Genomic DNA, 23,916 nt, shown 5'->3' on the forward strand with positions numbered 1-23,916 from the left:
GGGTGGGCGGCGGGCCCGGGACGCGGACCTGTGCCGTGCACTCCCTGGGCCCGGCCCGCCGGCCACCCGCAACGCACTCCACTCTGGGGCCGTCCGCGCACGGGTGGCAGGCCGCGTTCCACCGGGGTGCCGCGTTCCTGGCCCTGACACAGCCCCCCACCGAAGATCGCCGCCGGGGACAATGGACGTATGGCTGAACACTCCGGCACCGAACTCGGCACGTACCTGCGCGCCCGCCGCGCCCTGGTCACCCCGGCCGACGTGGGCCTGCCCGCCGGCACGGGTCTGCGCCGCACCCCGGGCCTGCGCCGCGAGGAACTGGCGACGCTCGCCGGCGTCAGCGTCGACTACTACACGCGCCTGGAGCGCGGCCGTGAGACGAATCCGTCCAGCGCGGTCATCGACGCGATCGCCCGCGCGCTGCGGCTGTGCGGGGACGCGCACGTCCGCCTGCACGAGCTGGCCGAACTGGCCTCGGGGCGGTTCACCGAACCGCGGCCCACGACGGACGACACCGTCCGCGAATCGGTGCACCAGATGCTGGAGGCGTTGCGGCCGATGCCCGCGTACGTCGTCAGCCGCTTCAACTACGTTCTCGCCGCGAACCCGGGCGGCCGGCGCCTCCTGCCCGGCCTGTGGGACTGGCCCGCCGAGCAGCGCAACGTGACCCGGTACGTCTTCCTGCACCCCGCGGGACGGACCCTGTACGTGCCCTGGGAGGAGACGGTCGCCCTGTCGGTGGCGCACCTGCGGGCGGTGGGCGGCGCGGACCCGGACGATCCGCGCCTGACCAACCTCGTCGGCGAACTCCTCCTGAAGTCACCGGAGTTCGCGGAGATGTGGAACCGGTACGAGGTCCTGGAGCGCGGCGGCGGCACGAAGCACTTCGCCCACCCCCAGGTCGGCGACCTGACCCTGACCTACGAGATCATGCAGCTCTCCCGCACGGGCGGCCAGCGCCTGGTCGTCTACCAGGCCCCTGCGGGGAGCCCGGCGGAAGCGGCGGTGCTGAAGCTGGACGTCCCGTAAGGAGCGCGGGGCCCGGCGGGCCGGGTCAGGCCCGCTCCAGGATCGCCGTGACCCCCTGGCCGCCCGCCGCGCAGATCGAGATCAGGCCGCGCCCCGAACCGCCCCGGTCCGCCAGCAGCTTGGCCAGTGTCGCCACGATCCGCGCACCGGTCGCCGCGAAGGGGTGTCCCGTGGCCAGGGAGGAGCCGGCCACGTTCAGCCGGTCCCGGTCGACGGGCCCGAGCCCCGCCTTCTCCCAGGCGGCGAGCGTCGCCAGCACCTGGGACGCGAACGCCTCGTGCACCTCGAAGAGGTCGAAGTCCTCGATCCCGAGACCGGCCCGCTCCAGCATCCGCGGCACCGCGTACGCGGGAGCCATGAGCAGCCCGTCGCCGCCCCCTCCGGTGACGTCACCGCCGACGCTGTGCTTTTTTGATTCGTCTCCGACAAAATCAACCGCCGCCGTCTCGTAGGCCGTCAGATAGGCCAGCGGTTCGAGCCCGCGCGCCGCCGCCCACTCCTCGCTCGCGAGCAGGACGACCGCCGCCCCGTCCGTCAGCGGCGTCGAGTTCCCCGCGGTCATGGTCGGCGACGGGTCCTTCACCCCGAACACGGGCTTCAGCGTGGCGAGTTTCTCGACGGTGGACCCGGGCCGCAGGTTCTGGTCGCGCTCGAGCCCGCGGAACGGGACGACGAGGTCGTCGAGCAGCCCGCGCTCGTACGCGGCGGCGAGCCGCTGGTGCGAGGCGGCGGCGAGTTCGTCCTGCGCGGCCCGGGTGACGCCCCATTCGCGTGCGGTGACGGCGGCGTGCTCACCCATCGAAAGTCCGGTGCGGGGCTCGGCGTTGCGCGGGATGTCGGGCACGAGGTGGCCGGGCCGGATCCGCGAGAGGGCCTTGAGGCGGGCGCCCGCGGACTTGGCGCGGCGCGCGGCCAGCAGGATCGTGCGCAGGTCGTCGTTGACGCCGAGCGGCGCGTCGCTGGCGGTGTCGGAACCGCCCGCGACGGCGCTGTCGAGCTGGCCGAGCGCGATCTTGTTGGCGGCGGCGATCACGGCCTGGAGCCCGGTCCCGCAGGCCTGCTGGATGTCGTACGCGGGTGTGCGCGCGTCGAGCCCCGAGCCGAGCACGGTCTCGCGTGCGAGGTTGAAGTCCCGGGCGTGCTTGAGGACGGCGCCGGCCACGAACTCCCCCACCGCGCCCGGCTCTTGCAGGTCGAAGCGGTCGACGAGTCCGTCGAGGGCGGCGGTGAGCATCTGCTGGTTGGACGCGGTCGCGTACGGGCCGTCCGAGCGGGCGAACGGGATCCGGCTGCCGCCGACGACGGCGACGCGGCGGGGGGCCGCGCCGAGGACGGGGACGTTCTTCGTGCGCACCATCTCGGCAGCTCCTGACCTCTCGACAAGTTCTGACTGTTGAGTAACCTTACTCCGAAGTAAATTTACGACCGAGCAGGGAGCTTGGACAATGGCCGACCGCTATCTGAACTTCACCGGCACGGCCCCCGGCCGCTTCCTGACCAAGCGCCTCGGCCTGCCCCAGCCCGCCCCGCTGCGCCGCTGGAGCCCCGAACACCCGGCGCTCGACGGCCCGTTGCTGCACTTCACCGCCGGCACCTCCGCCCACCACGAGGAACTGTCCGCCGTCCTCGCCCGCACCGGCCTCGACGTCCGCGGCTCCCTGTCCGGCGGCGCGGCCGACCGGCCCGCCGCCATCGTCGTCGACGCCACCGCCGTCACCGGCCTCGACACCCTCGCCGAGGTGCACGCCGCCCTGCACCCCTGCGTGCGCTCCCTCGCCGCCGGCGGCCGCGTCGTCGTCCTCGGCGCCCGCCCCTCCGCCGACGACCACCACCAGGCCGCCGTCCAGCAGGGTCTGGAGGGATTCGTCCGCTCCCTCGGCAAGGAGATCGGCCGCGGCCGCACCGTCAACCTCGTCCGCCTGGACGGCGCCTCGCCCGAGGCCGCCGAATCCACCCTGCGCTTCCTGCTCTCGCCCCGCTCCGCCTACGTGAGCGGCCAGGTCGTCGAGATCGGCGCCCCGCAGGACCCCGTAGCCGCCCCCGAGAACTGGGACCGCCCGCTGGCCGGCCGGACGGCCCTGGTCACCGGCGCCGCCCGCGGCATCGGCGAGGCCGTCGCCGAGACCCTCGTCCGCGACGGCGCGCAGGTCGTCCTTCTCGACGTGCCGTCCGCCGAGGCCGACCTCAACCGGGTCGCCGAACGGCTCGGCGGGCGCGCCCTGCCGCTCGACATCACCGCCGACGACGCGGGCGAGCGCATCGCCGCCTTCACCGCCGAGCAGGGGCTCGACGTGCTCGTCCACAACGCCGGCATCACCCGCGACCGCCGGCTCGCCAACATGCCCGCCGAACGCTGGAGTTCGGTCCTCGACGTCAACCTGGCCAGTGTCCTGACCACCACCGACGCCCTCCTCAAGACGGGCGCGATCCGGCGCGGCGGCAGCATCGTCACCACCGCCTCCATCGCCGGCATCGCAGGCAACACCGGCCAGACCAACTACGCGGCCAGCAAGGCCGGAATCATCGGCCTCGTCCGCTCCCTCGCCCCGCGCGCCCTCGCCGAGCACGGCGTGACCCTGAACGCGGTCGCCCCCGGCTTCATCGAGACCAAGATGACCGCGGCCGTCCCCCTCTTCATCCGCGAGGCCGGCCGCCGCATGAACTCCCTGGGCCAGGGCGGACTCCCCGTCGACGTGGCGGAGACGACCGCCTGGTTCGCCTCCCCCGCCTCCGGCGCGGTCAACGGCCAGATCGTGCGCGTCTGCGGCCAGAGCCTCCTCGGCGCCTGACACCGCACGCCCCACCCGAACCAGGAGCCCCGATGACCTCCGGCACCCCGCGCACCGTCACCCTCGACCGCGTCCCGTCCCTGCTCCCCCTGATGCTGCGCGGCGCCGCGCTCTCCCCGCTCAAGCGCCCCCGTCCCGGCGCCCCCGCCCCCACGACCCGCCTGACCGTCCCGGCCCTCCCCGTCGACCAGGCCCACCTCACCGCGTACGAGCGGCTCTGCGGCTTCCCGACGGGCCCCGCCGGACTCCCGGTCACCTACCCGCACGTCCTCGGCTTCCCGCTCTCCATGCGCCTGATGACCGACCGCGCGTTCCCGCTCCCGGTCCTCGGCCTCGTCCACACCACCCTCGAGATCACCCAGCACCACGACCTCTCCCCCACCGACCGGTACGACCTCACGGTGAAGATCCCCGAGCTGCGCCCGCACCGCCGCGGCACCGAAGCCCTCGTCGTCACCGAACTGACCGCGCACGGCGAGACCGTATGGACCTCGACCAGCACCTACCTCGCCCGCCACACCACCACACCCCCGGCCTCCGCACCGGCCACTGAGCACGCGCCGCCGCTCCCCACCCTCACCGAGTGGCCCCTCCACGCCGACCTCGGCCGCCGCTACGCCGCCGTCTCCGGCGACCGCAACCCCATCCACCTGCACCCGCTGACCGCCCGAGTCCTCGGCTTCCCGCGCGCGATCGCCCACGGCATGTGGACGGCGGCCCGCTGCCTCGCCGAACACGGCGCCCGCGGACCGGTCCAGGTACGGGCCGCCTTCAAAGCCCCCGTCCTGCTCCCCGGCACGGTCGCCTACGCGGCGAAGGACGACACCTTCGCACTCCGCTCCGCGAAGAACGACCACCTCCACCTCACCGGCGAGGTCACTCCACTCGCGGTCTAGGAGGCGTCCGGCACGGACCAGCGGGCGCCGGCCATCAGATTGCCGAGCCCGGCCCAGGCGAAGTTCATCATGGTCGCGGCGGCTTCCCGCGCCGAGACGGAGTCGTCCCCGTTCGCCCATCCGGCCAGCGCCTCCGCCGCCCCGACCAGCGCCTGCGCGAGTCCGGCGACCTCCCGCTCGGCGAGCTCGGGATCGCCGTGCGCCTCCCGTGCCGCGGCCGCGATCAGGGACGTCACGAACGCGACGATCTCCTCGCGCATCGCCACGACCTCGGCGACGAACGGGTCCCCGCCCGACCGCGCCTGGCTGTGCAGCACCGCCCACCCGTCGGGGTGCTCGGCGGTGTGCGCGAAGAAGGCGGTCAGCCCGTCCCACAGCTGCCGGTCGGCCGGCACGTCGACCCGCACCCCGGCCCGCACGGCCGCGATGAGCGCCGCCGACTCCCGCCGGATGCAGGCGGTGAACAGGTCTTCCTTGGAGTTCAGATACAGGTACACCAGCGGCTTGGACACCCCGGCCAGCTCGGCGATCTCGTCCATCGACGCCGCCCGGTACCCGCGCTCCCCGAACACGCGCACCCCGGCGTCCATCATCTGCCGCTCCCGCTCGGCCCGCGGCATCCGCTTCTGCCCCGTCCCCGCACCCCGTCGGCCGCCCACCCCGGTCACCTCTCCACCCCGCACATCCACGTTCTCCACCCGCCAGCCTACGTCCGCACATGACGGCGCCCCGCCCCGGAACCTGGGTTCCGGGAGCGGGGCGCGGTCGGTGGCGCGGTGCGTCAGGCGGCGGCCGTGACGGGCTCGGCCTGGTCCGTCTTGGTGTGCTCGTAGACCTCGATGTCGTCGTCGAAGCCGGACGCCTTGGCGTTGTCGTACTTCGTGCGGTCGAGGATCTTCTCGCGGGCCGAGACGATCACCGGGACGAGCGCCTGGCCGGCCACGTTCGTGGCGGTGCGCATCATGTCCAGGATCGGGTCGATCGCGAGGAGCAGGCCGACGCCCTCCATGGGCAGGCCCAGGGTGGAGAGGGTCAGGGTCAGCATCACGGTCGCGCCGGTGAGACCGGCGGTGGCGGCGGAGCCGATCACCGACACGAACGCGATGAGCAGGTACTCCTTGATGCCCATCTGCACGTCGAAGATCTGGGCGACGAAGATCGCGGAGATCGCCGGGTAGATCGCGGCGCAGCCGTCCATCTTGGTGGTGGCGCCGAACGGCACGGCGAAGGAGGCGTAGTCCTTCGGGACACCGAGGCGGATCGCCGACTGCTGGGTGACCGGCATGGTGCCGACCGAGGAGCGGGAGACGAAGGCCAGCTGGATGGCGGGCCAGGCGCCCTTGAAGAACTGCAGCGGGTTCAGCTTGGCGACGGTCGCGAGGAGCAGCGGGTAGACGCCGAAGAGGACCAGGGCGCAGCCGACGTAGATGTCGATGGTGAACGTCGCGTAGTTGCCGAGGAGGTCCCAGCCGTACTGGACGATGGCGTTGCCGATGAGGCCGGCGGAGCCGATCGGGGCGAGCAGGATGACCCACCACAGGGCCTTCTGCAGGAGCTCCAGGACGGACTCGGAGAGGTTGAGGATCGGCTGGGCCTTCGTGCCGATCTTCAGGATGGCGATGCCGGCGACGACGGCCATGAAGACGATCTGCAGCACGTTCAGCTCGGTGAACGGCGTGATGATGTCCGTCGGGATGATGCCCGTCAGGAAGTCGAGCCAGGAGCCGGCGTGGTCGGGCTTGGCGCCGTCGGCCGGGGTGAGGTCCGAGCCGTTGCCCGGGTTGGTCAGCAGGCCGATCGCGAGGCCGATGACGACCGCGATGAGCGAGGTGATCATGAACCAGAGCAGGGTGCGGGTCGCGAGGCGGGCCGCGTTGTTGACCTTGCGCAGGTTGGTGATGGACACCAGGATCGCGAAGAAGACGAGCGGGGCGACGGCCAGCTTGAGGAGCTGGACGAAGATGCCACCGACCTTGTCGAGCGTCGTGGCGAGCCACGAGACGTCGTAGGTGCGGGCGACCCAGCCGAGGATCAGGCCGACCACGAGGCCGAGCAGAACCTGGGCCCAGAACGGGATCGGTATGCGGAAGCCGCGCTTCTGTTCGACTTCAGGGGTGTTCGCGGACACGGAGGCACTCCAGTGATGACGCGGGGGGACAAGACGGGGACGTACTGGAGCGGCGACCGCGAGACGGATCGGCGGCGCCGCTGCATGGGGAAGTTCGCGTCAGGCGCGACACGCCGCGGACATGCAGCGGCAGAGATCGACATGCAGGCGCGCCACGAGCGGGACGCTCATGGCCGTTCGGTGCGCTGCGGATGTCTTCATGTCAGGAACGTTAACACCGCGTCTTTGGGAACATCAAAGGGTTTCTTTGAGGTAACTTCACCCGTCCGACGGCTCGAAAGCCGCAAATGCCTTGAAAACGCAGGCGGCCCCGGCATCTGAGCGATGCCGGGGCCCTACGAGGTGTGACGCAACTTACGTGGCGCTTACATCTGGATCATGTCCCGCGTCCACATCCTGGACGACCGGGCGCCGCGATCCTCGGCGACTAGGCGCCGTGCGCGCGGGCGGCCTCGTCCGCGCTGTCCTCCATGGTGCGGTTCGCCTCCATGTTGGCCTTGGCGCGGTCGACGCGGGCGACGATCTTCTCGGAGGCGCGGTCCCGCTCCTTGCGCAGCAGCACGAAGCTAAGGGGCGCGGAGATCACCAGCGCGAGCAGGATGATCCACAGGTAGTTGGAGCCGCCGAGGCCGCGTGGGACGATGCCGGTGGCGACGAGACCCCAGACGACGAGGAAGCAGCCCGCGAAGATCCCGAGGCGCATCAGCGTGTAGCGGAGCATGTCAATCCACTCTTCCGTTGCGAACGTTGCGAAATGGTCCCCCCAGTGAAGCACGCCCGCCGGAAAGCCCGTTGAGCGGTCCCCGCTGTAATGGGTACGGTCGAGTTATGACTCTTACCTTCACTCTGGACCCGCCGATCGATCCGGCGCTGCGCGACGACGTGCTCGCCCTGTGGGCGGACGTCTCCAACGCGGGCGGGGCCGTCGGCTTCGTCCCGCCGGTCACGCCGGAGGACGTCCGCCCCGAGCTGGCCCGGCGCCTGACCGAGATCGAGGAGGGCGGGACCCGGCTGCTGGTGGGGCGGGACGCGGACGGGACGGTCACGGCGACCGCGTTCCTCGCGTACACCCCGCACCGCCTGATGCGCCACCACCTGTGGGTCTACGTGGTGATGGTGCACCCCAAGCACCAGGGCCAGGGGTACGGCCGGGCCCTGATGGCCGCCGTGGAGGAGGCCGCGCGGGGCTTCGACGGGATCGAGGCGCTGCGCCTGACCTGCCGCGGCGGGACCGGGGCCGACCTCTTCTACACGGCGTGCGGCTACCGGGAGGTCGGCCGGGTGCCGGGGGCGATACGGGTGGCCCCCGGCGACGACCGGGACGACGTCCACATGATGCTGCCGCTGACCTGAGGCCGCGGACGGACCGGAGTCAGAGGCGCATGGCCTGCGGCTCGTCGCGGCGGGCCGGGTCGGGACCCTCGTACTCGCGGATGATCTCGTAGCGCGTGTTGCGCTCGACGGGGCGGAAGCCGGCGTCGCGGATGAGGTCCAGGAGGTCCTCGCGGGTCAGCTTGTTCGGCGTGCCGTAGTTGTCGGCGTCGTGCGTGATCTTGTACTCGACGACCGAGCCGTCCATGTCGTCGGCGCCGTGCTGGAGCGCGAGCTGCGTGGTCTGCAGACCGTGCATGACCCAGAAGCACTTCACGTGCGGCACGTTGTCGAACAGGAGGCGGGAGACGGCGAAGGTCTTCAGGGACTCGGCGCCGGTGGCCATGGTCGTGCGCGCCTGGAGGCGGTTCCTGACCTTGCCGTCCTTCATGTCCACGAAGTCGTGCTGGTAGCGCAGCGGGATGAAGACCTGGAAGCCGCCCGTCTCGTCCTGCAGTTCACGCAGGCGCAGCACGTGGTCGACGCGGTGACGGGGCTCCTCGATGTGCCCGTACAGCATCGTGGCCGGGGTCTTGAGCCCCCTCTCGTGCGCGAGGCGGTGGATGCGCGACCAGTCCTCCCAGTGGGTGTCGTGGTCGACGATGTGCTGCCGGATCTCCCAGTCGAAGATCTCGGCGCCGCCGCCGGTGAGCGATTCCAGACCGGCCTCGATCAGCTCGTCGAGGATGTCGGAGGCGGAGAGCCCCGAGATCTTCTCGAAGTGGTGGATCTCGGTGGCCGTGAACGCCTTGAGGCCGACGTCCGGCAGGGCCTCCTTGAGGGCCTTGAGGGAGCGCGGGTAGTAGCGCCACGGCAGGTTCGGGTGCAGGCCGTTGACGATGTGGAGCTCGGTGAGGTGCTCCGACTCCATCGCCTTGGCGAGCTTGACGGCCTCCTCGATGCGCATCGTGTACGCGTCCTTCTCGCCCGGCTTGCGCTGGAACGAGCAGTAGGCGCAGGAGGCGGTGCAGACGTTCGTCATGTTGAGGTGACGGTTCACGTTGAAGTGGACGACGTCGCCGTTCTTGCGCGTCCGCACCTCGTGGGCGAGTCCGCCGAGCCAGGCCAGGTCGTCCGACGCGTAGAGCGCGATGCCGTCCTCGCGGGACAGCCGCTCGCCGTCCCTGACCTTCTGCTCCAGCTCGCGCTTGAGCCCTGCGTCCATGCCCGTACCTTTCCTCACCGGAGAATTCGCCTCACCCGGAAAACTCGCTCCACCGTACGCCCCGCGACCGGGGCCTGATCCGCGACCTCGGCTCAGGCCTCCTCGGGCAGTTCGCCCACCCTGTTCTCCCACTTGGTGGAGAGCACGATCGTGGTGCGGGTGCGGGAGACGCCCTTGGTGCCGCTGAGCCGGCGGATCGTCTTCTCCAGCCCGTCCACGTCCCCGGCGCGCACCTTGAGCATGTACGAGTCGTCGCCCGCGATGAACCAGCAGTCCTCGATCTCGTGCAGGTCCTTGAGGCGGCGCGCGACGTCCTCGTGGTCGGCGGCGTCCGACAGGGAGATGCCGATGAGGGCGGTGACGCCGAGACCGAGCGAGGCGGAGTCGACGGTGGCCCGGTAGCCGGTGATCACTCCGGCGGCCTCGAGGCGGTTGATGCGGTCGGTGACGCTGGGGCCGGAGAGGCCCACGAGACGGCCCAACTCGGCGTACGAGGCGCGGCCGTTCTCGCGCAGGGCCTGGATGAGCTGCCTGTCCACGGCGTCCATAGGACCAAAGCCTTTCATTGTTCAGCGTTGACGCGAGTTTACGTGTAGAATCTAAGGCATGCGGGGCTGACGCACCGCAAAACCTAAAGTCACATCACTGGATCGCTTCAGATCCATCGAAACCAACGATTCTCAGGAGTGTTGTCACCGTGTTCACGACGATCGAGATGGCCTACGCCCGCATGCGCGAGATGCAGGACCAGGCCAATCGTGCGCGTGTCCACCAGTCCGCCATCGACGCCCGCCGCGCCGCCAAGAAGGCCGCGCGCGCGAAGAAGCGCTAGCTCTCCCGAGAGCCTCCCCCCAGCTCTCCCTCCCAACGGCGGTACAGCGTGTGCGGCACTCCTGCCGCGTCCAGCGCCCGCCCCGCGACGAAGTCCACCAGATCCTGGATGTGCGTCGCCCCCGCGTAGAACGCCGGCGAGGCGGGCACCACCACGGCGCCCGCCTCGTCCAGCGTCACCAGAGCCTTCAGCGTCTGCCCGTTCAGCGGCGTCTCCCGCACCGTGACCACCAGCCTGCGCCCCTCCTTGAGCGTCACGCTCGCCGCACGCTGCAGCAGGTCCTTCGACAGCCCGAGCGCCACGCCCGCCACGCACGCCGTGGACGCGGGCACGATGATCATCCCCTTGGCCCGGTACGAACCCGAGGACGGGCCCGCCGCGAGATCCCCGGCCGGCCAGTACCGCACCCCGTCCAGGTCGATCCCCTCGAACGTGCCCGGCTTGCCGTCCGCCCCGCGCGCCAGCCACTCCCCCAGGTCCTCGCGCCAGTGCGCGTCCCGGAAGGAGATGCCCGTCTCGTCGAGCAGCGTCAGGCGCGAGGCCCGCGAGACGACCAGATCCACGGCCTCACCGGCCGCGATCAGCGCGCGCAGCACGGACGCCGCGTACGGGGTGCCGGAGGCGCCGGACACCCCGACGACCCAGGGCCTGCGGTCTTCTGCTTTCACGTGCTCCACACCACGAGCCTATCCGGCGGTCCACAATGGGGAATTGAGCAGGGGCCACGGGCGTGAGGCCCGGCCGAGGGAACCCAGGGGTGGGGACGAGATGACGTACGAGAGTTCACAGGACACCGTGCCGCGGTGGTCGGCGCGCGACCGGATCCTGCCGGCGGCCAAGCTGATGCTGGGCTGGGTCGCCCTGCTGTGGGCGCTGGAGGCCGTCGACGCCGTCACCGGCCACTCCCTCGACCGCTTCGGCGTCCAGCCCCGCGACCCCGCCGAACTGGTCGACGTGGTCCCCTCCTCCTTCATCCACTTCGGCTTCGCCCACCTCGCGGCGAACTCGCTGCCGCTGCTCGTCCTCGGCTTCGTCGCCGCGCTCAGCGGCCTGCGCCGCTTCGTGTACGCCGTCGTGATGATCGCCGTCGTGGGCGGGCTCGGCGTCTGGCTCGTCGCCCCGGCCCACACGAACACGGCGGGCGCCTCGGGCGTGATCTTCGGCCTTTTCGGCTTCGTCCTGTTCAGCGGCTTCTTCGAGCGCCGCCCGCTCGGCATCGTCGTCGGCGTCCTGGCCGCCGCCTACTACGGCGCCGGCATCCTCGCGGGCCTCTCCCCCCTCCAGCAGGGCGTCAGCTGGCAGGGCCACCTGCTCGGCCTCGCGGCGGGGGTGGGGGCGGCGTTCGTGTTGCGGCGGCGGCAGCCTCAGCCCTGATCGGGCCGCGGGCTCTTGGGGTCGACCGGGAAGCGGGCCGTGGGGATCGTCAGGCTGCCGAGCGGGGAGTCGACGGTGACGTCCGTGCCGTACGGGATGGTGTCGCGGCCTCGATAGCCTTCAGCGCCGGGGTTCCACATGGTGACGCACTGCCCCTTCAGCGGGTCGAGGATCACGTAGTTCGCGATGCCCCGGGAGGCGTACCAGCGAGGTTTGGTCTCGTAGTCACGCCGGATGCTGCCCTTGGAAACAACCTCGACGACGAGCTCGACGTGGTCGGGGTCGTACGCGCTCTCGTTCTTCGCGACCTCCGGTGCGGGGATGATCGCCAGATCGGGGCAGAACTCGTTCTCGTCGTCGAAAACGAAGGCGACATCGCTCGTGAAGCCCCACTCCGGACCCAGCTGGGCCTCCAGCGTGTTCCAGACCAAGCGGATTGTCTCCGCGTGGTGAGGCTTGACCGGACTCATCATGATGTTCCCCTCGACAATCTCGACGCGATAGCCGGGGAACATGTCCTCGAACCGGCTGAGCTGCGAGCGCAGGCGGTCGATGTCCGCGATGGTCACGGTGGCCTCCCTGAGTCCTGCTCCCGATGGTAGGCCGCACGCTACGGATGCGTGCAGCCGTCGGTGACCCGGTCCGCTACGGCTTCACCCTTGAGGCGATCCGCAGCGTGTCGGCCAGCGCGCGCGTCAGCTCGGTCGCCAGGTGCCGCAGCCCGGCGGGGCCCGCCTCGTCGACCAGCTGCCGGGCGTGCGCCAGGAGTACTCCGGCCATCTCCAGCTGTACGGATTCGACGGTGTCCGCGCGCCTGGACACTGACCCCGGCGCATCCGGGTCCGCGACCACGAACACCGCCCTGCCGTCCTCCCCGCTCCATGGCACCCGCCTCAGTCCCTCGCTCACGCGACCTCCAGCCCGTGGATGACGGACGGCCCGGGCCCGTCCACCCCGAAGTCGGCGAGCAGCAGCTCCTTGCGCCGGGCGGCCTGTTCGGCGGCGATGACATAGGGACGCACGAGGCGGCTCGCGTCGGCGTTCAGCGGGGGTTCTTCGGGGCGGAGGCCACCCCATGCGGGCCATGCCGCCCAGCGGACCGGTTCAGCGGCGCGCCGGTGCCGGCCGCGCGGCGGGGGCAGTGTCTCAGTCCACAGTGCACTCATCATGGTGGCGTGATGGAGTTCGAGCCTGATATCCCGCGCTGGCGCCAGGTGGCCGCGATCATCAAGAGCCGGATCGAGGACGGTACGTACGGCCCCCGGACGCGAGTGCCCTCCGTGATCCAACTTGGCGAGGAGTTCGGCATCGCGAACGCGACGGCCCAGAAGGTGAACCAGAACCTGAAGAAGGAGGGCCTTGTCTACACCGAACCCGGCCTGGGCTCCTTTGTCTCCCGCGATGCCGCGGGAACGCTCAAGAAGGCCCGTACCGAGGCGGACTCAGCCGGCTGACTCAGCGCCAGGAGCCCCACACGTCCAACCCGAGGCGAGCACGGCCTTCTGCATCGGGTCCCGCATTTAGTTCGAGTCGAAGTCGAGGGAGCAGACGCGCCGGCGACGGCCGTCGGGGCCCTTCTCGTAGCGCCAGCTGCGTGACAGCACCCGGGCGCGCGGGCGGACCGCACGTGCGAGCGGGACTGCGGCGGGATGCCGCCAGCCGGGTAACGGGTGGCCGTCCACCAGCCCTTGATGCGGCCCTTGGTCAACGCCCCTCACAGACCAGGCTTCTCGGGGATCACCGGATTGTTCTCACATTGCATGATCTTGCGGACTGAGCGAGCGAGATCCAGCGCCATGGACTCCTCGAATTCATGCGTGCGCGAACCAGGAACACCCACTCTCACTTCAATGGGCAGCTCGCTTTCTTGCGCAGCATCCGTGCCGGAGATCTTGCAAGGGAAACCCGTTGCGGCATCACCACCGGCCCTCATCGGTTTGGCGAAGTAGACGTCCCCAGGCCCCTTATCCCATTTTCCGCCCTCCCTCATTCGCCTCATAGAATCCACCGACCATTCCACAGTGGAGAGATAAGTGGAATTATCCTGAATGTGGCAGACGATATACTCAGGGAGTTCAATGGGAGGCGATCCCGGACCCCAATTCTCCAAGTCCTCGCGTAGCGATTCTCGCAACTCTCCGGGTTTGACGACATCGCCCCTGGACTCGCCTGCCTCGCCCAGCGCGGACGCATATTTCGGGCTGAAGTAGTTCCCGCAGGCAGGCTCGCGCGCTTCTGAACCCTCGCCGCCCTTGGAGCAGCCGGCCAAAACCGAGACAGCTGCCACCACCATCGCCAGCCGACAAGACTCTGATTTCGCGCGCCGAAGCATTTGCGTCAGCCTTCACTTCCCGGAGGTGGCAGGTCGACCGAGCTTGGCCAGCCTGTCACACTTCGCGCGCTCGTGGGCGAACGATGCCGCGCTCTTCGTGAGTTCCATGAGCTTGCCCCGGTCCGCGCGCCTCGCCGATGGCTTCACCTCGACCGACACGCTGGTGTTCAACGGCTCACGCTTCTTACCACCGGTGAACGTGCATGGCATGAAGACTGCCGCGAACCCCTCAGAGGCGAGCGCCTTCTCTCCGGCATCGAAGGCAGTAGCGGAGCGAGCGGAAGACTCGTTCACCGCCTGCCCTTTGACCCATTTCGCCCAGCTGTTTGACGGTTCATTCTGCAGCGACTCCGACTGTGCGACAAGAAGCTGATCACCGTCACCGGTAACGAAGCAGGTTGACCGATATCGCGGCACGTCGGAGCCCGAGCAGAAGCGTACGGAATCTTCAAACTGGTACGCATTTCGGTCTGGCAGGATCTTCGTCAGTGCGGCAGAGGCCCGTTCGCGCGACCCCAGCGAGTCACAGACTTCCGCAGACCTGATCTCACCCCTGCCTGCGAAGAGATCGCCCTTCAGCGAGAAGACAACTCCGCCCACCAATAGCAATGTGGCAGCTACAACTCCCCAGAGGACTCTCGAGTTGATCCGATTCAACGTTCAGTCCTCTTCCGTATCGAGTTCTCGCGCCTTACCCTCGCCGTCAACGCACCTATACACATTCGTGTAGGCGGTGTCGAATCCGTCCTGCGCCGACGTGCCGACAGATGCAACCTCAGCAAGGTAGTCCGTGCGTCACACTCCGTACGGATCCCTCGCAGGTACCTCGCAGCCCGATGGCTGAAAGCTGCCCACCGTGCGAGTGGCACATCGCCCGTGTCCGCTGCAGCAGGCACGGGGCCCCCGCCCCCCGTGCCCGCACCGCCGCCCCGAACCCCCGACGGCCAGGATGGCTCGAATCCGATTGCTGGCCGTCGGAGAGGGACAGACCGTCAGACCGTGAGCCCCCGCACCAGCAGATCCAGCAGCGCGCACACGAACAGGGCGATCCCGATGAAGCCGTTGACCTGGAAGAAGGCGCGGTTCAGGCGGGAGAGGTCGTGGGGCTTCACGATCGTGTGCTCGTAGAGGAAGGCGCCCGCGACGATGACGAGGCCGGCCCAGAAGAAGGTGCCGGCGTCCGTCGCCAGCGCGTACCAGGCGAAGAGGGCCGTGGTGACGGTGTGGCAGGCGCGGGCGCCCCAGATGGAGGCGGGGATGCCGAAGCGGGCCGGGACCGACTTCACGCCGACCTCGCGGTCCGTCTCCACGTCCTGGCAGGCGTAGATGAGGTCGAAGCCGCCGATCCAGACGCCGACCGCGAGACCGAGGACGACCGCGTCCCAGGACCAGGAACCGGTGACGGCGATCCAGGCACCGACCGGGCCCATCGCCTGCGCGAGTCCGAGGATGGCCTGCGGGAAGTTCGTGAAGCGTTTCCCGTAGGGGTAGACGACCATCGGGATCACGGCGATGGGGGCCAGGGCGAGACAGAGCGGGTTCAGCAGGGCCGCCGCGCCGAGGAAGATCACCAGGGCGATTAGGGCGCCGGTCCACGCCGACTTCACGGTCACCGCGCCGGTGACGAGCTCGCGGTGCGCGGTGCGCGGGTTACGGGCGTCGATCTCGCGGTCGATGATCCGGTTCGCCGCCATCGCGAACGTGCGCAGGCCCACCATGCAGATGGTGACCAGGAGCAGCCGTCCCCAGTGGATGTTCTTGTCCAGCTGGAACATCGCGGTCAGGGAGGCGATGTAGGCGAAGGGCAGCGCGAAGACCGAGTGCTCGATCATGACCAGGCGCAGGAAGGCCTTGGTGCGTCCCGGCTGCGGGAGTAGTCCTTCAGCTGCGCTCACAGCCCGTACTCCTTCCAGCGGCGGTCCACGAGGGACGCCGTACGGGGGTCGGAGGCGACCATCTCGGGCCAGCCCCCGTCCCGGGTGTAGCCCTCCTCGGGCCACTTCTTCGTGGCGTCGATGCCCGCCTTGCCGCCCCAGAACTGCTGGTAGGAGGCGTGGTCGAGGTGGTCGACCGGGCCTTCGACGACGGTCAGGTCACGGGCGTAGTCCGTGTTCCCGAGCGCGCGCCACGCGACTTCGTGAAGGTCGTGCACATCGCAGTCGGAGTCGACGACGACGATCAGTTTGGTCAGCGACATCATGTGCGCGCCCCAGATCGCGTGCATCACCTTCTGGGCGTGCTTGGGGTACTTCTTGTCGATCGAGACGATCGCGCAGTTGTGGAAGCCGCCGGACTCGGGCAGGTGGTAGTCCACGATGTCGGGGACGATCACCTTCAGGAGCGGCAGGAAGAAGCGCTCCGTGGCGCGGCCCAGCGGGCCGTCCTCCGTCGGCGGGCGGCCGACGACGATCGACTGGAGCAGCGGACGCTTCCGCATCGTCACGCAGTCGATCTTCAGGGCCGGGAAGGGCTCCTGCGGCGTGTAGAAGCCGGTGTGGTCGCCGAAGGGGCCCTCGGGCAGCATCTCGCCGGGCTCCAGCCAGCCCTCGATGACGACCTCGGCGCCCGCCGGAACCTGGAGCGGGACGGTCTTGCAGTCGACCATCTCGACGCGCTTGCCCTGGACGAACCCGGCGAGCAGGTACTCGTCCATGTCCCCGGGCAGCGGGGCGGTCGCCGCGTACGTGACGGCGGGCGGGCAGCCGAAGGCGATGGCGACGGGCAGCCGCTCGCCGCGCTTGGCGGCCACCTGGTAGTGGTTGCGGCTGTCCTTGTGGATCTGCCAGTGCATGCCGATGGTGCGCTTGTCGTGGCGCTGGAGGCGGTACAGGCCCAGGTTCCGCACACCGGTCTCGGGGTGCTTGGTGTGGGTGAGGCCCAGGTTGAAGAAGGAGCCGCCGTCCTCGGGCCAGGTGAACAGGGCCGGGAGCCGGTCCAGGTCGACGTCGTCGCCGGTGAGCACGACCTCCTGCACGGGCGCGCTGTCGGACTTCACCTTCTTCGGCGGCACGTGCGCCATCGCGCCGAGCTTGCCGAACGCCTCGCGCACACCGACGAAGCCCTGCGGCAGCTCCGGCTTGAGCAGCCCGCCGATCTTGTCGCTGATCTCGCCGTACGACTTGAGCCCGAGGGCCTTCAGGAGGCGCCGGTCGGTGCCGTACACGTTCATCGCGAGGGGCATCGAGGAGCCCTTCACGTTCTCGAAGAGCAGGGCGGGGCCGCCGGCCTTGTTCACCCGGTCGACGATCTCACCGACCTCCAGATACGGGTCGACCTCGGCCTTGATGCGCTTGAGGTCGCCCTCGCGCTCCAGCGCCCGGAGCAGCGAGCGAAGATCGTCGTAAGCCATGCCGTCCAGTATCCGGCACCGGCTAACCTGGGCCGGTCACCGGGGGCCACGTGGCCCTCCGCACCGCTCCTTGGGGGATCGCGACACCATGCTCCGCCTGCTGCCGTTCCTGCTCGTCCTGGCCTTGTTGATCTACGCGTTCATCGACTGCATCAACACGCCGGAGGAGGAGGTGCGCGGGCTGCCCAAGGTGGTGTGGCTGATCATCATCCTGCTCTTCGGCGAGATCCTGGTCGGACCGATCCTCTGGTTCGTGGTCGGCAAGCAGCGCCGCGTGCCGGCCGGCGGTTCGACGCCGTCCGAGTGGCACCGCGGGCACCGCGCCACGTACGTCGCGCCGGACGACAACCCGGAGTTCCTCCAGTCCCTCAAGAAGGAGAACCAGAAGGACGAGGCTCTCCTCAAGGACTGGGAGGCGGACCTGCGCCGCCGCGAGGAGGAGCTGCGCCGCAAGGAGCAGGGCGAGGACAAGGACTGACGATGACTCTGGACCCGGATCTCGCCCGTACGTGGCTGGCGACCGCCGTCGAGGAGGCGCGGGCCTCCCTCGCGGAGGGCGGCATCCCGATCGGGGCCGCGCTGTACGGCGCCGACGGGACGCTGCTGGGCCGGGGCCACAACCGGCGGGTGCAGGACGACGACCCCTCGGTGCACGGCGAGACCGACGCGTTCCGCAACGCGGGGCGGCAGCGCTCGTACCGGGGCACGACGATGGTGACGACGCTCAGCCCCTGCTGGTACTGCTCGGGACTGGTGCGCCAGTTCGGCATCTCACGGGTCGTGATCGGCGAGGCGCGAACCTTCCACGGCGGGCACGACTGGCTGGCCGGGCACGGCGTCGAGATCGTGCTGCTCGACGACCCGGAGTGCGTGGCGCTGATGACGGAGTTCATCGCGGCGCGGCCGGAGCTGTGGAACGAGGACATCGGCGCGTAGGCCGGTCCGGGGGCGTGCGGGCGGGCCCGGGCGCGGATGTCCCCTCCGGCATCCGCGCCGCGCAGGCCTCCCGTGTCCCGGCCGGTGCCGCCGAGCGGTCCCCCGTACTGCTCGACGGCACCGGCCGGGGAAAGATCAGTGTGACCCAAACGGACGCCGAACTGGAGTCCTTTTCTAGAAATTCACTTTAGGAAGCACGGCGGAATCCGGTGTTCTAGGCTGATCGGTAACCATGAGTCCCAAGCAGCGGCGCGGCGCGGAGACCGCCGAGCGCCTCCTCGACGCCGCGTTGACGGTGTACTCCGAGGCCGGTGAACAGGGCGTCACCGTCAGCGCCCTGACCCGCACGAGCGGTGTGAGCCTCGGCAGCCTCTACCACCACTTCGGCAGCGTCGACGGGCTGATGAACGCGCTGGTGGTCCGCTGGCTCGGCCGGCTCCTGGAGCACCTCGGCGGCGCCCTCGCCGAGCCCCGCGACGCCCGCGCCGGGATCGAATCGATCGTCCACGCCTACCTGTCCTTCGTCCGCGACCACCCGGACGAGGCCCGCCTGCTGCACTCCGCGTACGCGGACCGGCTCGGGATGGAGCAGGCCCGGCAACTGCGGGACGCCCAGGAGGCCCGGCTCTCCCCGCTGACGCAGTGGCTGGAGGGGTACGTGGCGGCGGGCGAGATCGCCGATCTGCCGGGGCCGGTCCTGGAGGCGCTCGTCCTCGGACCGGTGATCGGCTTCGCGCGCGGCTGGCTCGCCGGGGCCTCCGGCGTCGCGCCGGACGAGGCGGCGCGGCTGCTCCCGGACCGGATCTGGCGCTCGCTGGAGCCGTGAGCCCCTTTACTCCTTGAGGTCAGGGCCGGGCGGCGGCGTAGGTGTCGCGCAGGGTCTGCCAGCGCTCTCGGGTCCAGGCTGCCCAGCCGTCGGCGGTCATGGGGCGGCCGTCGAGCGCGTCGGCCAGCATCAGGAAGTGCTCGTGCCAGCCGGCGAGACAGTCCAGGCGCAGCGCGTCGTCGCCCTCGAACTCGTTCGTGAACCGCAGGATCGTGCCCGGCTCCAGGTGGAAACGGATCCGGCCGTGCAGCCCTTCGAGCGTGTACTCGGCGACCCGCTCCACGTCCCACGCGGTGACCCGGCCCCGGTACGCGGCTCCGCCGTTGAGCCAGCGCAGCGTCACCGCGCCGCCGAGCCTGGGTTCGAGGACGTCCGCCGCGGCGAGCCAGCCGGTCAGGCCCTCGGGCGTGGCGACGGCGGCCCAGACCTTCTCGACGGGGTGGGGCAGGGTCAGCGTGAAGTGCAGGGTCCGGGTGGTGCCTTCGGTGCGGCTGGTGCCCTGCTCGATGCGGCTCTCGGTCATGGAACCAGCGTGGCGCATGCCCCGCGCGTTCGCGGGGCATGCGCCACGGTTGTCGTACGTGTCCTGCGGGCGGCTCAGACGCCGGCGTAGGAGTGCTTGCCGGTGACGAAGATGTTGACGCCGTAGTAGTTGAAGATCCAGCAGCCGAAGGCGATCAGGGCCAGGTAGGCGGCCTTGCGGCCCTTCCAGCCGGCGGTGGCGCGGGCGTGCAGGTAGCAGGCGTACGCGACCCAGGTGATGAACGACCAGGTCTCCTTCGGGTCCCAGCCCCAGTAGCGGCCCCACGCGTCGCCGGCCCAGATGGCGCCCGCGATGATCGTGAACGTCCACAGCGGGAAGACCGCCGCGTTGACGCGGTAGGAGAACTTGTCGAGGGACGCCGAGGCGGGCAGCCGCTCCATGACCGAGGTGGCGAACTTGCCGGGCGTGCCGCCGTTCGCAAGCTTGTTCTCGTAGCTGTCCTTGAACAGGTACAGGAGCGTGCCGACGGCGCCGACGTAGAAGACCGCGCCGCAGAAGATCGCCGTCGAGACGTGGATGTACAGCCAGTACGAGTGAAGAGCGGGAACCAACTGGTCGCTCGCGGTGTACAAGACAGTGACAGCGAGGCCGAGGTCGAGGAGGACCGTGGTGACCAGGGGGAGGCCGAGCCAGCGGACGTTCTTCTTCAGCGCGAGCAGCGCGAGGTACACGCCGACGGCGACGGTGGAGAAGGTGATGCTGAACTCGTACATGTTGCCCCAGGGGGCACGCTGCACCGACATGGCACGGGTGACGACACCGGCGAGCTCGATGACGAAGGCGAGAGCCGTGAGAGAGACGGCGATACGCCCGTAGAGGTCGCCCTGCGCGTCGTCGCCCGCGGCACCGGGGCCGTCCGGCACGTCACGTGATCCGGCACCGGCCCGGGTGACGACCGCGGGACGGTCCAGGACGGCCGTGCCGCCGTCCTTCTTCTTCACGGTGACGGCGGGCGCGCCGGCGCGGGCGGTACCCTCCGCGTCCTTGGCGCCGGTCAGCGCGGCCGCGGTGCGGCCGACCTTGCTGCGGCTGCCGAAGATCCACTCGGCCATGTTCGCGAAGAACGACAGCAGATACACGGCCATCGACGAGTAGATCAGGACGTTGCTGGTGTGCGCCAGGTTCTCGTTGGTCGCGGCGGCGAGAGTCATTTCCCAGCCCCTTCGGCTGACGGTGCGGAGTCGGGTTCGGGGGCGCTGGGCGCCTGGTCGTGCAACTGGCCGACGAGTTCGCCGAGCTCCTCGGGGAGCTTCGCGGACTCGCTGCGGCCCAGGCCCGCCATCTCGACGACGGTGACGCCGTCGGAGCCCTCGACAGCGCGCACCCAGACTCGGCGGCGCTGGATGAACAGGGAGCCGGCCAGACCGGCGATCGCGGCGAGCGCACCGGCGAGCGCCCAGCCGTCACCGGGCTGGTGCGTGATCTGGAAGCTGGCCCACTGCTTGATGTCCTTCTCGAAGGTGATCGAGCCGGCACCGTTCGGCAGCTTCAGGGTCTCGCCGGGCAGCAGCCGCTTCTTCAGCAGTTCGCCCTTGGAGTCCTTGAACTCCTTCATCTTGGAGGTGTCCAGTTGGTACACGTTCTGCGGGATGCCCGAGTCCACGCCGAGGCTGCCGTGGTACGCGGACAGCGCGAGCACGGGGAAGTCCGCGGCGGGGAACTGGGAGAACATGTCGCCCTTGCCGGAGCCCGCGAAGGTGGGCACGAAGAAGGCGTTGAAGCCGAGCTGCTCCTTCTTCCCGTTCTTGTCGCGGTAGCCGTCCATGATCTTGATGGCACCGGTGGAGGTGACGTTGGCGTCGATGGGCAGCAGCGCGACGGTCTGCCGGGCGACGACCTTGCCCTTGCCGTCGCGGACGGTGACGGTCGGCGCGTAGCCGTGGCCGTTGAGGTAGACCTTGGTGCCGTCGACGTCGAGGGGCTTGTTCACCTCGATCGCGGTCTTCTTCTGCTTCCCGTCGGCGCCCTCGCTGTACGTGACCTCGGCGCGGTAGGTGCGCGGGGTGCCCTTGTTGGGGCCCGTGCGCTCGTAGGTGCCGACGAACTTGTCGAGCTGGAAGCTGAAGGGGGTGAGGTCGGTGTCCGTGTCGAAGAGGTTCCCGGACTTGAAGTCGTCGTACATCGGCAGGGCGTTGGAGAAGCCTCCGTCGCCCTCGACCATCAGCTTGCCGCCCTCGGACTTGAACAGCTGGCCCCAGGCGAAGGCGATGAGCATCACGATGAGCGCGATGTGGAAGACGAGGTTGCCGGCCTCGCGCAGGTAGCCCTTCTCGGCGGCGACGGCGTCACCGGCGACGTGGGCGCGGTAGCGGCGCGTCTTGAGGACGGTGAGCGCGGCGGCGTGCACGTCGGCGGGGGCGGTCTCGGTGCGCCAGGTCGCGTAGGCGGGCAGCCGGGTCAGGCGCCGGGGGGCGCCCGGGGGCCGGCCGCGGAGCTGGCCGACGAACTGCCAGGTGCGCGGGACGATGCAGCCGATGAGCGAGATGAACAGCAGGATGTAGATCGCGGAGAACCACACCGAGCTGTAGACGTGGAAGAGCCCGAGCTTCTCGTAGACGGGCGCGAGCGTGGTGTGCGCCTTCTGGAAGTCCTCGACCTTGAGCGGGTCGGTGCCGGTCTGCGGGATCAGCGATCCGGGGATCGCGCCGAGGGACAGCAGGAAGAGCAGGATCAGCGCGACCCGCATGGAGGTCAGCTGCCGCCAGAACCAGCGGGCCCAGCCGATGACGCCGAGCCGTGGCAGGGTCGGGCCGCTGTCCTCCTGGGGCGCGGTGGACAGGCGGCCGGCCGCCGCGTCCGGTTCGGACGCCTCGGTCGCGGCGGCTCCGGCCGGCTCCTGCGCCGTGCCGGGCGTCGCGTCCGTGGCGCTCTTGTTGCCGCTGTTCGTGGTGCTCATGGATCAGATTCCCACCGAGAAGCCGTTGGACCAGGTCTGCATCTGCTGCACCAGGGTGTCCCAGACACCTGTGAGCAGGAGGACGCCGGTCAGGATCATCATGATGCCGCCGATCCGCATCACCCAGGCGTAGTGCTTCTTGACCCAGCCGAAGGCTCCGAGCGCCTTGCGGAAGGCGACCGCGGCGAGCACGAAGGGCAGGCCGAGCCCGAGGCAGTAGGCGACCATCAGTATGGCGCCGCGGCCCGCGCTGCCCTCCTGGAACGCCAGGGTGTTGACCGAGGCGAGGGTCGGGCCGATGCACGGGGTCCAGCCGATGCCGAAGAGGGCGCCCAGTATCGGGGCGCCGACCAGTCCGGTCACCGGCCGCTTGTGGATGCGGAACTCACGCTGGGTCATCCAGGGCATGAAGCCCATGAAGAAGACCCCCATGACGACCATGAGGATGCCGAGGATCCGGGTCAGGACGTCCTGGTACTCCTGGAGCGTCTGCCCGAAGAAGCCGAAGAGGGCGCCGCCGGACACGAAGACGGCGGTGAAGCCGAGGACGAAGAGTCCGGCGCCGGCGGCCATCCGTCCGCGCCGGGCCTCGGCCAGGTCGGTGCCGGAGACGCCGGTGACGTAGGACAGGTAGCCGGGCACGAGCGGCAGCACGCACGGGGAGAAGAACGAGACGAGGCCGCCGAGCACCGCGATGGGCAGCGCCACGACCAGGGCACCGCTCTCCACGGTGCCGCCGAGGCCGTCAGCGGCGAGGGTGACGAGAGTGGGGGGCACCGTCGATCACTTTTCCGCGATGACGGGGTCGATCAGCTTGTGCAGGCTCTTCTCGTTGAGCGCCTTCAGCGAGCGCGCGGCGATCTTGCCGTCGCGGTCGATGACCAGGGTGTTCGGGATGCCCTGCGGGTTGAGCGTGCCCTTCTCGAACTTGAGCAGGAGCTTGCCCGAGGGGTCGTAGAAGCTCGGGTAGGGGATCCCGTAGTCCTTCTCGAAGGCGATCGCCTGGTCGGTCTGCGGGTCCCGGGTGTCGATGCCGAGGAACTGGACGTCCTTCGGGTCGGACTCCTTGGCGACCTTGGCGAAGTACTTGGCCTCGGCGCGGCAGGGCGGACACCAGGAGCCCCACACGTTGATGACGAGGACCTTGCCCTTGTGGTCGGCCGTGCTCAGCGGCTTGCCCTCGAGGTCCTTGCCGGACAGCACCGGCGCGGTGCCGCGGTCGCCCTTGGCGACCGTGGAGATCCCGCCGGAGCTGGACACGAAGTTGGTGTTGCCGCCACCCCCGGAGGTGCCGCCGTTGCCGCACGCGGTCAGCAGCAGCGCCGCGACGGCGGCGCCGGTGGCCAGGACGGCGGTGCGGCGCTTGGTCGCGGGGGTGGTGCGGGGGGCGCGTCGGGCGGCACTCATGTGAAAAGTTTCGCATGTCTGTTTAGGGGATCTTCCGCACCC

29 protein-coding genes are annotated in these 23,916 nt (G+C 69.9%); 10 read left to right on the forward strand and 19 right to left on the reverse strand.

Going from position 1 to position 23,916, the window contains the following annotated elements; genetic code table 11:
* Positions 1 to 189 precede the first annotated feature (189 nt).
* Positions 190 to 1,029, forward strand: a complete 840-nt coding sequence (locus IAG42_RS14865; RefSeq protein WP_188337474.1) for a helix-turn-helix domain-containing protein — start codon at positions 190 to 192, stop codon at positions 1,027 to 1,029.
* Between the two features lie 25 nt (positions 1,030 to 1,054).
* On the opposite strand, the gene IAG42_RS14870 is transcribed toward IAG42_RS14865, so the two are convergent.
* On the reverse strand, positions 1,055 to 2,386 hold the full coding sequence (locus IAG42_RS14870) for an acetyl-CoA C-acetyltransferase (protein ID WP_188337475.1): 1,332 nt from the start codon (positions 2,384 to 2,386) through the stop codon (positions 1,055 to 1,057).
* An 88-nt stretch (positions 2,387 to 2,474) separates the two neighbouring features.
* On the opposite strand from IAG42_RS14870, the gene IAG42_RS14875 reads away from it, so the two are divergent.
* Both IAG42_RS14875 and IAG42_RS14880 read left to right on the forward strand, forming a co-directional pair.
* Complete coding sequence (locus tag IAG42_RS14875; RefSeq protein ID WP_188337476.1) at positions 2,475 to 3,818, forward strand: 3-oxoacyl-ACP reductase; 1,344 nt, start codon at positions 2,475 to 2,477, stop codon at positions 3,816 to 3,818.
* Positions 3,819 to 3,850: 32 nt separating this feature from the next.
* Positions 3,851 to 4,714: a MaoC/PaaZ C-terminal domain-containing protein gene (locus tag IAG42_RS14880; RefSeq protein ID WP_188337477.1), complete on the forward strand. Its 864-nt coding sequence runs from the start codon at positions 3,851 to 3,853 to the stop codon at positions 4,712 to 4,714.
* On the opposite strand, the gene IAG42_RS14885 is transcribed toward IAG42_RS14880, so the two are convergent.
* From IAG42_RS14885 to IAG42_RS14895, 3 genes are all read right to left on the reverse strand, one after another.
* On the reverse strand, positions 4,711 to 5,334 hold the full coding sequence (locus IAG42_RS14885; RefSeq protein WP_188341390.1) for a TetR/AcrR family transcriptional regulator: 624 nt from the start codon (positions 5,332 to 5,334) through the stop codon (positions 4,711 to 4,713). The genes IAG42_RS14880 and IAG42_RS14885 overlap by 4 nt on opposite strands.
* Positions 5,335 to 5,495: 161 nt before the next feature.
* Positions 5,496 to 6,842, reverse strand: a complete 1,347-nt coding sequence (locus tag IAG42_RS14890) for a dicarboxylate/amino acid:cation symporter (protein ID WP_188337478.1) — start codon at positions 6,840 to 6,842, stop codon at positions 5,496 to 5,498.
* A 427-nt stretch (positions 6,843 to 7,269) separates the two neighbouring features.
* Positions 7,270 to 7,563, reverse strand: coding sequence for a DUF4229 domain-containing protein (locus IAG42_RS14895; protein WP_188337479.1), 294 nt, complete (start codon positions 7,561 to 7,563; stop codon positions 7,270 to 7,272).
* Positions 7,564 to 7,670: 107 nt separating this feature from the next.
* On the opposite strand from IAG42_RS14895, the gene IAG42_RS14900 reads away from it, so the two are divergent.
* Entirely contained in the window at positions 7,671 to 8,195 is a 525-nt protein-coding gene (locus IAG42_RS14900) for a GNAT family N-acetyltransferase (protein ID WP_188337480.1), read from the forward strand.
* Positions 8,196 to 8,214: 19 nt separating this feature from the next.
* Here the strand turns inward: IAG42_RS14900 and mqnE are convergent, their stop codons facing one another.
* Together mqnE and IAG42_RS14910 are read right to left on the reverse strand one after the other, a co-directional pair.
* The gene (gene mqnE, locus IAG42_RS14905) at positions 8,215 to 9,378 is read right to left on the reverse strand and encodes an aminofutalosine synthase MqnE (RefSeq protein WP_188337481.1); all 1,164 of its coding nucleotides are present in this window, start codon (positions 9,376 to 9,378) and stop codon (positions 8,215 to 8,217) included.
* 92 nt (positions 9,379 to 9,470) lie between these two features.
* Positions 9,471 to 9,926, reverse strand: a complete 456-nt coding sequence (locus tag IAG42_RS14910) for an Lrp/AsnC family transcriptional regulator (protein WP_188337482.1) — start codon at positions 9,924 to 9,926, stop codon at positions 9,471 to 9,473.
* A 149-nt stretch (positions 9,927 to 10,075) separates the two neighbouring features.
* On the opposite strand from IAG42_RS14910, the gene IAG42_RS38345 reads away from it, so the two are divergent.
* Positions 10,076 to 10,210, forward strand: coding sequence for a hypothetical protein (locus tag IAG42_RS38345; RefSeq protein ID WP_262928338.1), 135 nt, complete (start codon positions 10,076 to 10,078; stop codon positions 10,208 to 10,210).
* On the opposite strand, the gene IAG42_RS14915 is transcribed toward IAG42_RS38345, so the two are convergent.
* Entirely contained in the window at positions 10,207 to 10,887 is a 681-nt protein-coding gene (locus tag IAG42_RS14915) for a UbiX family flavin prenyltransferase (RefSeq protein ID WP_188337483.1), read from the reverse strand. The genes IAG42_RS38345 and IAG42_RS14915 overlap by 4 nt on opposite strands.
* 91 nt (positions 10,888 to 10,978) lie before the next feature.
* Between IAG42_RS14915 and IAG42_RS14920 the strand changes: the two genes are divergently transcribed.
* Positions 10,979 to 11,584, forward strand: coding sequence for a rhomboid family intramembrane serine protease (locus IAG42_RS14920; protein ID WP_188337484.1), 606 nt, complete (start codon positions 10,979 to 10,981; stop codon positions 11,582 to 11,584).
* Here the strand turns inward: IAG42_RS14920 and IAG42_RS14925 are convergent.
* From IAG42_RS14925 to IAG42_RS14935, 3 genes are all read right to left on the reverse strand, one after another.
* Entirely contained in the window at positions 11,575 to 12,153 is a 579-nt protein-coding gene (locus IAG42_RS14925; protein ID WP_188337485.1) for a Uma2 family endonuclease, read from the reverse strand. The genes IAG42_RS14920 and IAG42_RS14925 overlap by 10 nt on opposite strands.
* A 76-nt stretch (positions 12,154 to 12,229) precedes the next feature.
* Complete coding sequence (locus tag IAG42_RS14930) at positions 12,230 to 12,406, reverse strand: hypothetical protein (protein ID WP_223206010.1); 177 nt, start codon at positions 12,404 to 12,406, stop codon at positions 12,230 to 12,232.
* Between the two features lie 83 nt (positions 12,407 to 12,489).
* Positions 12,490 to 12,753 (reverse strand): hypothetical protein, encoded by a 264-nt coding sequence (locus tag IAG42_RS14935; RefSeq protein ID WP_188337487.1) that lies wholly within the window; start codon positions 12,751 to 12,753, stop codon positions 12,490 to 12,492.
* 9 nt (positions 12,754 to 12,762) lie between these two features.
* Here IAG42_RS14935 and IAG42_RS14940 point away from each other — a divergent pair, with 9 nt between their 5' ends.
* Complete coding sequence (locus IAG42_RS14940) at positions 12,763 to 13,038, forward strand: GntR family transcriptional regulator (protein ID WP_188341391.1); 276 nt, start codon at positions 12,763 to 12,765, stop codon at positions 13,036 to 13,038.
* Positions 13,039 to 13,298: 260 nt separating this feature from the next.
* Here the strand turns inward: IAG42_RS14940 and IAG42_RS14945 are convergent, their stop codons facing one another.
* The 4 genes from IAG42_RS14945 to IAG42_RS14960 all read right to left on the reverse strand — a co-directional run bounded on the left by IAG42_RS14945 (position 13,299) and on the right by IAG42_RS14960 (position 17,265).
* Positions 13,299 to 13,916 (reverse strand): hypothetical protein, encoded by a 618-nt coding sequence (locus IAG42_RS14945; RefSeq protein WP_188337488.1) that lies wholly within the window; start codon positions 13,914 to 13,916, stop codon positions 13,299 to 13,301.
* Between the two features lie 12 nt (positions 13,917 to 13,928).
* On the reverse strand, positions 13,929 to 14,516 hold the full coding sequence (locus IAG42_RS14950) for a hypothetical protein (protein ID WP_188337489.1): 588 nt from the start codon (positions 14,514 to 14,516) through the stop codon (positions 13,929 to 13,931).
* Between the two features lie 392 nt (positions 14,517 to 14,908).
* Positions 14,909 to 15,811, reverse strand: coding sequence for a menaquinone biosynthesis prenyltransferase MqnP (mqnP, locus tag IAG42_RS14955; protein ID WP_188337490.1), 903 nt, complete (start codon positions 15,809 to 15,811; stop codon positions 14,909 to 14,911).
* Positions 15,808 to 17,265: a menaquinone biosynthesis decarboxylase gene (locus IAG42_RS14960; protein ID WP_188337491.1), complete on the reverse strand. Its 1,458-nt coding sequence runs from the start codon at positions 17,263 to 17,265 to the stop codon at positions 15,808 to 15,810. Before IAG42_RS14960 ends, mqnP begins: the two co-directional genes overlap by 4 nt.
* An 88-nt stretch (positions 17,266 to 17,353) precedes the next feature.
* Between IAG42_RS14960 and IAG42_RS14965 the strand changes: the two genes are divergently transcribed.
* The 3 genes from IAG42_RS14965 to IAG42_RS14975 all read left to right on the forward strand — a co-directional run bounded on the left by IAG42_RS14965 (position 17,354) and on the right by IAG42_RS14975 (position 19,027).
* Positions 17,354 to 17,743: a PLD nuclease N-terminal domain-containing protein gene (locus IAG42_RS14965; protein ID WP_188337492.1), complete on the forward strand. Its 390-nt coding sequence runs from the start codon at positions 17,354 to 17,356 to the stop codon at positions 17,741 to 17,743.
* A 2-nt stretch (positions 17,744 to 17,745) separates the two neighbouring features.
* Positions 17,746 to 18,201, forward strand: a complete 456-nt coding sequence (locus IAG42_RS14970; protein WP_188337493.1) for a nucleoside deaminase — start codon at positions 17,746 to 17,748, stop codon at positions 18,199 to 18,201.
* Between the two features lie 232 nt (positions 18,202 to 18,433).
* Positions 18,434 to 19,027 carry a TetR/AcrR family transcriptional regulator gene (locus IAG42_RS14975; protein WP_188337494.1) on the forward strand — a complete coding sequence of 198 codons (594 nt, stop codon included), beginning with the start codon at positions 18,434 to 18,436 and terminating at the stop codon, positions 19,025 to 19,027.
* Positions 19,028 to 19,046: 19 nt separating this feature from the next.
* Here IAG42_RS14975 and IAG42_RS14980 read toward each other — a convergent pair whose 3' ends face one another.
* From IAG42_RS14980 to IAG42_RS15000, 5 genes are all read right to left on the reverse strand, one after another.
* Positions 19,047 to 19,550: an SRPBCC domain-containing protein gene (locus IAG42_RS14980; RefSeq protein ID WP_188337495.1), complete on the reverse strand. Its 504-nt coding sequence runs from the start codon at positions 19,548 to 19,550 to the stop codon at positions 19,047 to 19,049.
* A 74-nt stretch (positions 19,551 to 19,624) separates the two neighbouring features.
* A complete protein-coding gene (ccsB, locus tag IAG42_RS14985) occupies positions 19,625 to 20,722 on the reverse strand; it encodes a c-type cytochrome biogenesis protein CcsB (protein WP_188337496.1) in 1,098 nt (365 codons plus the stop codon).
* Positions 20,719 to 22,467, reverse strand: a complete 1,749-nt coding sequence (gene resB, locus IAG42_RS14990; protein ID WP_188337497.1) for a cytochrome c biogenesis protein ResB — start codon at positions 22,465 to 22,467, stop codon at positions 20,719 to 20,721. The genes ccsB and resB overlap by 4 nt, the downstream gene beginning before the upstream one ends.
* A gap of 3 nt (positions 22,468 to 22,470) precedes the next feature.
* Positions 22,471 to 23,244 (reverse strand): cytochrome c biogenesis CcdA family protein, encoded by a 774-nt coding sequence (locus IAG42_RS14995; protein ID WP_188337498.1) that lies wholly within the window; start codon positions 23,242 to 23,244, stop codon positions 22,471 to 22,473.
* Positions 23,245 to 23,250: 6 nt separating this feature from the next.
* A complete protein-coding gene (locus IAG42_RS15000) occupies positions 23,251 to 23,874 on the reverse strand; it encodes a TlpA family protein disulfide reductase (protein ID WP_188337499.1) in 624 nt (207 codons plus the stop codon).
* Between the last annotated feature and the right edge of the window lie 42 nt (positions 23,875 to 23,916).

The sequence above is a fragment of the Streptomyces xanthii genome (assembly GCF_014621695.1).
Lineage (GTDB): Bacteria > Actinomycetota > Actinomycetes > Streptomycetales > Streptomycetaceae > Streptomyces > Streptomyces xanthii.

Coding starts and splice junctions, on each gene's coding strand:
- IAG42_RS14895 (WP_188337479.1), bottom strand. CDS start 7,563: ATGCTCCGCTACACGCTGATGCGCCTCGGGATCTTCGCGGGCTGCTTC.
- IAG42_RS14920 (WP_188337484.1), top strand. CDS start 10,979: ATGACGTACGAGAGTTCACAGGACACCGTGCCGCGGTGGTCGGCGCGC.
- IAG42_RS14935 (WP_188337487.1), bottom strand. CDS start 12,753: ATGATGAGTGCACTGTGGACTGAGACACTGCCCCCGCCGCGCGGCCGG.
- IAG42_RS14980 (WP_188337495.1), bottom strand. CDS start 19,550: ATGACCGAGAGCCGCATCGAGCAGGGCACCAGCCGCACCGAAGGCACC.
- IAG42_RS14865 (WP_188337474.1), top strand. CDS start 190: ATGGCTGAACACTCCGGCACCGAACTCGGCACGTACCTGCGCGCCCGC.
- ccsB (WP_188337496.1), bottom strand. CDS start 20,722: ATGACTCTCGCCGCCGCGACCAACGAGAACCTGGCGCACACCAGCAAC.
- mqnE (WP_188337481.1), bottom strand. CDS start 9,378: ATGGACGCAGGGCTCAAGCGCGAGCTGGAGCAGAAGGTCAGGGACGGC.
- IAG42_RS14960 (WP_188337491.1), bottom strand. CDS start 17,265: ATGGCTTACGACGATCTTCGCTCGCTGCTCCGGGCGCTGGAGCGCGAG.
- IAG42_RS14880 (WP_188337477.1), top strand. CDS start 3,851: ATGACCTCCGGCACCCCGCGCACCGTCACCCTCGACCGCGTCCCGTCC.
- IAG42_RS14970 (WP_188337493.1), top strand. CDS start 17,746: ATGACTCTGGACCCGGATCTCGCCCGTACGTGGCTGGCGACCGCCGTC.
- IAG42_RS14885 (WP_188341390.1), bottom strand. CDS start 5,334: ATGCCGCGGGCCGAGCGGGAGCGGCAGATGATGGACGCCGGGGTGCGC.
- IAG42_RS14900 (WP_188337480.1), top strand. CDS start 7,671: ATGACTCTTACCTTCACTCTGGACCCGCCGATCGATCCGGCGCTGCGC.
- IAG42_RS14910 (WP_188337482.1), bottom strand. CDS start 9,926: ATGGACGCCGTGGACAGGCAGCTCATCCAGGCCCTGCGCGAGAACGGC.
- IAG42_RS15000 (WP_188337499.1), bottom strand. CDS start 23,874: ATGAGTGCCGCCCGACGCGCCCCCCGCACCACCCCCGCGACCAAGCGC.
- IAG42_RS14965 (WP_188337492.1), top strand. CDS start 17,354: ATGCTCCGCCTGCTGCCGTTCCTGCTCGTCCTGGCCTTGTTGATCTAC.
- IAG42_RS14945 (WP_188337488.1), bottom strand. CDS start 13,916: ATGCTTCGGCGCGCGAAATCAGAGTCTTGTCGGCTGGCGATGGTGGTG.
- resB (WP_188337497.1), bottom strand. CDS start 22,467: ATGAGCACCACGAACAGCGGCAACAAGAGCGCCACGGACGCGACGCCC.
- IAG42_RS14875 (WP_188337476.1), top strand. CDS start 2,475: ATGGCCGACCGCTATCTGAACTTCACCGGCACGGCCCCCGGCCGCTTC.
- IAG42_RS14940 (WP_188341391.1), top strand. CDS start 12,763: ATGGAGTTCGAGCCTGATATCCCGCGCTGGCGCCAGGTGGCCGCGATC.
- IAG42_RS14870 (WP_188337475.1), bottom strand. CDS start 2,386: ATGGTGCGCACGAAGAACGTCCCCGTCCTCGGCGCGGCCCCCCGCCGC.
- IAG42_RS14975 (WP_188337494.1), top strand. CDS start 18,434: ATGAGTCCCAAGCAGCGGCGCGGCGCGGAGACCGCCGAGCGCCTCCTC.